This is a genomic window from Flavobacterium sp. W22_SRS_FP1 (assembly GCF_052113685.1).
Taxonomy (GTDB): domain Bacteria; phylum Bacteroidota; class Bacteroidia; order Flavobacteriales; family Flavobacteriaceae; genus Flavobacterium.
On record NZ_JBGQOE010000052.1, the window covers coordinates 1 to 5,943 of the forward strand.

Below are 5,943 nucleotides of genomic sequence, written 5' to 3' on the forward strand. Positions count from 1 at the left end.
TTGCCAAAGCTATTTTAGAAGATAACCAAGGAGCAATATCGGATTATTCTAAAGCTATTGAAATTAATCCTAATGATATGATGTCTTACTATAACAGAGGAAATTCTAAATTTGATTTAGATAATTATCAAGGAGCAATATCGGATTATTCTAAAGCTATTGAAATTAATCCTAATGATAATGGAGCTTATTATAATAGAGGGCTTGCCAAAGCTATTTTAGAAGATAACCAAGGAGCAATATCGGATTATTCTAAAGCTATTGAAATTAATCCTAATGATTATGATTCTTATTATAATAGAGGAATTGCTGAAGGTTATTTAGATAACTACCAAGGAGCCATTGATGATTATACCATGTCTATTGCATTAAATCCAAATAAAAAAGGATATAATAACAGAGGGCTAGCTAAAGTAGATTCAGGTGATTATCAAGGAGCAATTGACGATTACAACAAGGCTATCGAATTAAGTCCTAATGATAGCACAACCTTTTTTAATAGGGGCGTTGTCTATGAAATAAATAAAGATTATCAATTAGCTTTGGCTGATTTTGATAAAGCTATAATATTGAATCCAAACGACAGTGATTCTTTTTCTTACAGGGGAGATACTAAATTTAACATGGGGCAAATCCAAGGTGCTTGTTTAGACTGGCATAAAGCAGAAGAGTTGGGCGATAAAGAAGTTTCTGATATAATTAATAAATATTGTAAGTGATCGCTTATAGATTACATTAAGATTACAACTCACAAATGAATTCATTGAGATAATAAAATCTCTTTTGTCTAGTAGCATGAAAATCAATTGCAAGTGAACTTTTAAAGTTGATAACACAAGTTATGTTGATTTTAATTTCGGTGTGAGTTCTTATACATTAACATTTATTGCAACAATACTTCCCCGTTTTGAAGAAGAAATCACCAATAACATATTGGTATTATCCGCCCATTTCAACAGACTCTTAAGTTTTGGTTTAGTTAAAGTAAGTGTAAAATATAATTATGTTGAATTTATCCACTGGATATCATAAGAATATAAATAGGGTATTGTGTCTTAAATTGGTATGGTTTCACCAACTAATTAAAAAAATTATTTTCCAAAATTTTAAACCAATTTGATTATTTTGATGTGTACGTGATATTGAAGGAGCCTTCCATTCAAGACCCCCCACATAAAAGATTCACCTGGAGCACTTCCCCTCTGTTAGCAGCTACAACATTCTGTTTATTGATAAAATATGGTTAAGTTTGTGAGGACATAACACCTCATTATTGGATACCTAATGGATAAATTTGAAGATGTAGACTATTGGAAAGGAATAGTGCTTTATGGCTTAAATCAGGCCACTTATAAGATAGCTCTAGGCAAAACTATTCTAGAACTAGCTTCTCAAGGAAAAGAGACCATAGAATGGCATCAACTATCCAAAGTTTATTTAGACACCTATATTGAAAGATTAAAAACTAGCGATAATCCACAGCAAAGTAATCCCTCCAGGAGAACCAAGATGGAGAGGATTGTTGATTCACTGAAAAAAGGATCGATTGATTATAATGGTGCAGTTAATTTAGTGGCAACAGAAGCTTTTAATGATGTTATACCAAGATTTCAAACCATTGGGACTAATAAAGATATTGTTGGGGAGAAGTTCTACCACTTCGATTTTGGAAAAAGGCTCTACTTACATGATTCCACCTTTTTAATCAACGAAGCATCAAAACAGGAGCTGTCTGATGAACTAGAAGCTAGATGGAGTTTACTAGAAGGAGCATTCTTTTTAGCGCATGGTGATTTTAAGTTGTCCAATGATGTTAGAGATATTTATTTGGAAAATAGTTACTCCAGGACAAACATAACAGGAAACATCCCGTTTTTACAAGGATATCAAGGCAATACGTGCTTCTATTGTGGAGAAAGAATAGGGAATAAAGACATTCATGTGGATCATGTACTCCCCAGGCAGTTCATCCAGCATGATGAAATATGGAACCTTGTGTTGAGTCATAGCATCTGCAATATGAACAAAAATGATTCCTTGATAGGGAAGCACTACTTTGAGAAGCTGGTTGCACGTAATGAAAACATAATGGGAAGCAATCATCCTTGGAAAAAGAAAATTGCTGATTCACTTGGAGGCAGTCCTAAGAAAAGAAATAAAATAATGTTGGATCATTATGAGAATGCAAAAATTGTCTTAAATAACAATTACTGGGAGAACTCTCCCAAATACAATAGGGAAACAGACCCCTTCTTTAAAAGACTGATAACTAAACTGAATAATAAATGAGTGTTTTTCAAATAATAGAGCCAAAGGATTATGTTTTTGAAACAGACTATTTCTTTGCAATCTATGATAGGTTTCCTGTTTCTCTAGGGCATCTATTAATCATTTCTAAGGCTTTGAAAATGGATTACTTTAATCTCGATGATTTGGAAAAAAATGATCTATTTAAAGCCCTTAATAAGGGCAAAGATTTTGTTGAACAAGAGCATTCACCTTCAGGATACAATATAGGAATGAACTGTGGAGAAGATGCTGGCCAAACTGTGATGCACTTCCATTGTCACATTATACCAAGATACAAAGGCGATATGGAAAACCCTAGAGGAGGTATAAGACATTGTGTTCAAGGGAAAGGATATTATCAATATTAAGCACACTCATATACCATTTTAGGCTATGCGTAAATTTTAAGCACCATTCCACCAAACCCCCCTGGTGTTATTTTCATGTTCGATAGCCCTCCCCATGAAGAATGATCAAGAGATGTTAGACTTAAAGCCATACATAATGATTTTAAAAATAAATTGAGATGCTTAAAAAAAGAACCGCTTAAAGATACACATATGATTAATTACGATATAGCAGTAGTAAAACTGCTGAAATCCGCACCCATGTAGGGACAAAAATTATTCATTAGATTTAAAATCCTTTTGATGATTTATAGTTTTTTTATGATATATTTTATTCATTGTTATCCGATAAAAGTATGTAAAAAGAAGCCATAAAAATAGCTTCTTAATTAAAATCGTAATTTGGTTTTGCAAAAGACGAAAAACGATGAGTAAAAGTAATTATTTTTCCAGTAAATCTGTTTTCGGACAGCTGATTTCTTTAATTGACGATAAAATTATAAAAGATGCGGTCAAAAAGAGCGATTCAGATAGATATGTAAAGCGTTTTAAGACTAAAGACCATCTAATAAGTATTTTTTTTGGTCATTTGCTAAGTGTAATTCACTACGAGAAGTATCTGGAGCAATGCTTGGATTATCTGGCAAAACGGAAAGTTTTCAGTTGAGTCATATTCCAAAACCAAGCACTTTATCAGATGCAAACAAGAATAGAAAGATTGATTCTTAATTTTTATGAAGGTAAAGTTAGCAAGTCGAAGGCTCAATATTTTTTAGTGGAACATTTTAACTTAAATGTCTATATTTACAACATAATTTTAGTAATAATAATAAAATGAAAGTAAAAAAAATCTTAACATTGGTTTTAGTCGTTCTAATATCACTTCAAGTAGGCGCACAAGCTTTAGATAAGAACGGAAGAATTTTACCTGCAATTAATACTCAAACTCAAAGTGAATTGAATTTAAAAGCTAATTTAAATTCGCCCACATTAACAGGAGTTCCAGTAGCTCCAACAGCCGCTGCTGCAACTAATACAGCACAGATTGCAACCACGGCTTTTGTTACAGCAGCAGCTTCTTCTTCAAACTTTGTGGATTTAACAACAATTCAAACCGTTGCTGGAGCTAAAACTTTTAGTGAAGATATTAAAGTAAGAGACGTAACTTTAGGATACGGTGGAGGAAATAGTAATAGTAATCTAGCTTTAGGGATTAGTGCCTTAGCAGCAAATACAACAGGGCAATATAACACAGCCTTTGGTGGCGAGACGCTGAAGAGTAATATAGCAGCTTCAAATAATACCGCAGTTGGACATGAGAGTCTTTTGAGCAACATCGCTGGAGCTGGAAATACGGCTCTTGGAAGACTCGCTCTTAAAAATAATTTAAATAATAATAATACAGCTATTGGTTTGTCAGCGCTTGTAACGAATACAACAGGCTATGAAAATACAGCTTTGGGTTCCTTAGCTGATGTAACTTCAAGTAGCATAACAAATGCAACAGCAATAGGATATAATGCTAAAGTAACTAATAGCAACACCATACAATTAGGAAATGCAAATGTAACAGAGTTACGAACAAGTGGTTTCATAAGAGGTAACGCTTTTCATGCTTCTGGACCTAATTACACAAGTTTACCAGGTGGCTATTTAGTTTGGAACTTGTTACAACCTGCAAGTTCTACTTTTAGAGATGGTTATACTTCTTTTGTTAACCATAAAGGCACTGGTTCTGGTGGTTTTAGATTTTATAATGTTTCAGCTTCAGTAGATGCCTCTACTAATCCCATAGTAGAAATTAATGCTAGTGGAACTATTACAGCAAATAGCTTAAGTACTACTTCAGATATTAGCGTAAATGCGGTAACTTTAGGTTTAGGTGGCGGAAACCTTAATAGTAACCTAGCTTTAGGGATTGGTGCCTTAGCAGCGAATACTACTGGTACTTATAACACCGCTGCAGGGAGTGCAGCTTTAGGTAGTAACATTGCTGGGGCTCAAAATTCAGCTTTCGGTTATCAAGCACTTAAAAATAATTTAACTAGTTATGGGTCCGCTTTTGGATTTCAAGCACTTATGAATAATACAACAGGTCTTGGGAATACGGCGGTTGGTTATCATTCACTTAAGAGTAATACAAGGGGCTTTGATAATACGGCTATTGGCCAAGAAAGCCTTTTAAATAATTTGGATGGTGAACGTAATGCAGCTCTTGGAAAATATGCTCTTAAAGATAATACGGCTAATGATAATACTGCGGTAGGTTATGCAGCGCTACAATCAAATACTATAGGAGATTTTAATGTAGCAGTAGGTAAAAGTGCACTCGCAATAAATCAAACAGGCACTTTAAATACAGCTGTTGGTGCCTATGCGCTTCCAGTTAGTAAAGATTCTTACAATACGGCAATAGGAGTAAATACATTGTATTTGAATACTTATGGATCATACAACACTGCAGTGGGTAGAAATGCTTTGTATAATAATAATGCAGCTAGTACTGGTGTCCCTGGTGGCGCAAATAGCGCATTTGGTAATGAAGCACTAATGACTAACACTACGGGGTATTATAATACAGCAATAGGTGCTACAGCAGATGTACTTTCTGCAAATTTAAATAACGCTACAGCCATTGGTTATGGCGCTATAGTTTCAGCAGATAACACCATTCGATTAGGTAATGCTAACGTTGCAAATGTAAATACTGGAGCTACCATGAATGCGCTTTCTTTTAATTCTACTTCTGATGTGCGCTTAAAAACAAATATTGTTCCTATTCTTGATGGTTTATCAACTATTATGCAATTAAACCCTGTACATTACAATAAAAAGAATTCTTTAGCGTCTACAGATTATAGTACTACCGAAAATGGATTTATTGCACAAGAGCTTCAAAAAATAATTCCTTTTGTTGTAAAAGAGGGCAGTGATACAGAAAAATTACTTTCGGTTAATTATACATCTATAATACCGATTTTAACAAAAGCGATTCAAGAGCAACAAACGCAAATAGAGGCTCAAAATACAAAATTGGATGCACTAGAAGTATTGGTAAAGGAATTAATAGCAGAAAAAAAATAATTTATACAAAAAGGCGGTCTCTCTTTGGTCGTTCATTTTGTTGCATGATGCTTTTCCAGTCAGTCGTGCCTCCTTCCATTCCAAAGATCACTCCACTACATAAAAATAAAAGCAGCTTGAAAATAAGCAGCTATTATTCTTATTCTGTTCGTTCATCATTTCACACAATCACTTCCTTCGTTCGTTAGGGCTAATAAATCCAAAATACATCTTCACTCAGTTA

At 34.0% G+C, this 5,943-nt stretch carries 5 protein-coding genes; all 5 read left to right on the plus strand.

The genetic code is table 11. The features are described from left to right. A partial coding sequence (locus ACEN2H_RS15365; RefSeq protein WP_441733887.1) for a tetratricopeptide repeat protein occupies positions 1-719 on the plus strand: 719 nt, incomplete at its 5' end. Between the two features lie 565 nt (positions 720-1,284). After that, positions 1,285-2,289: an HNH endonuclease gene (locus ACEN2H_RS15370; protein WP_441733889.1), complete on the plus strand. Its 1,005-nt coding sequence runs from the start codon at positions 1,285-1,287 to the stop codon at positions 2,287-2,289. Continuing rightward, positions 2,286-2,657 (plus strand): HIT family protein, encoded by a 372-nt coding sequence (locus tag ACEN2H_RS15375; protein ID WP_441733891.1) that lies wholly within the window; start codon positions 2,286-2,288, stop codon positions 2,655-2,657. Before ACEN2H_RS15370 ends, ACEN2H_RS15375 begins: the two co-directional genes overlap by 4 nt. A 406-nt stretch (positions 2,658-3,063) precedes the next feature. Beyond that, positions 3,064-3,303, plus strand: coding sequence for a DUF4372 domain-containing protein (locus ACEN2H_RS15380; protein WP_441733893.1), 240 nt, complete (start codon positions 3,064-3,066; stop codon positions 3,301-3,303). A 167-nt stretch (positions 3,304-3,470) separates the two neighbouring features. Then, positions 3,471-5,720, plus strand: a complete 2,250-nt coding sequence (locus ACEN2H_RS15385) for a tail fiber domain-containing protein (protein ID WP_441733895.1) — start codon at positions 3,471-3,473, stop codon at positions 5,718-5,720. Positions 5,721-5,943 lie beyond the last annotated feature (223 nt).

Coding starts and splice junctions, on each gene's coding strand:
- ACEN2H_RS15375 (WP_441733891.1), top strand. CDS start 2,286: ATGAGTGTTTTTCAAATAATAGAGCCAAAGGATTATGTTTTTGAAACA.
- ACEN2H_RS15385 (WP_441733895.1), top strand. CDS start 3,471: ATGAAAGTAAAAAAAATCTTAACATTGGTTTTAGTCGTTCTAATATCA.
- ACEN2H_RS15370 (WP_441733889.1), top strand. CDS start 1,285: ATGGATAAATTTGAAGATGTAGACTATTGGAAAGGAATAGTGCTTTAT.
- ACEN2H_RS15380 (WP_441733893.1), top strand. CDS start 3,064: ATGAGTAAAAGTAATTATTTTTCCAGTAAATCTGTTTTCGGACAGCTG.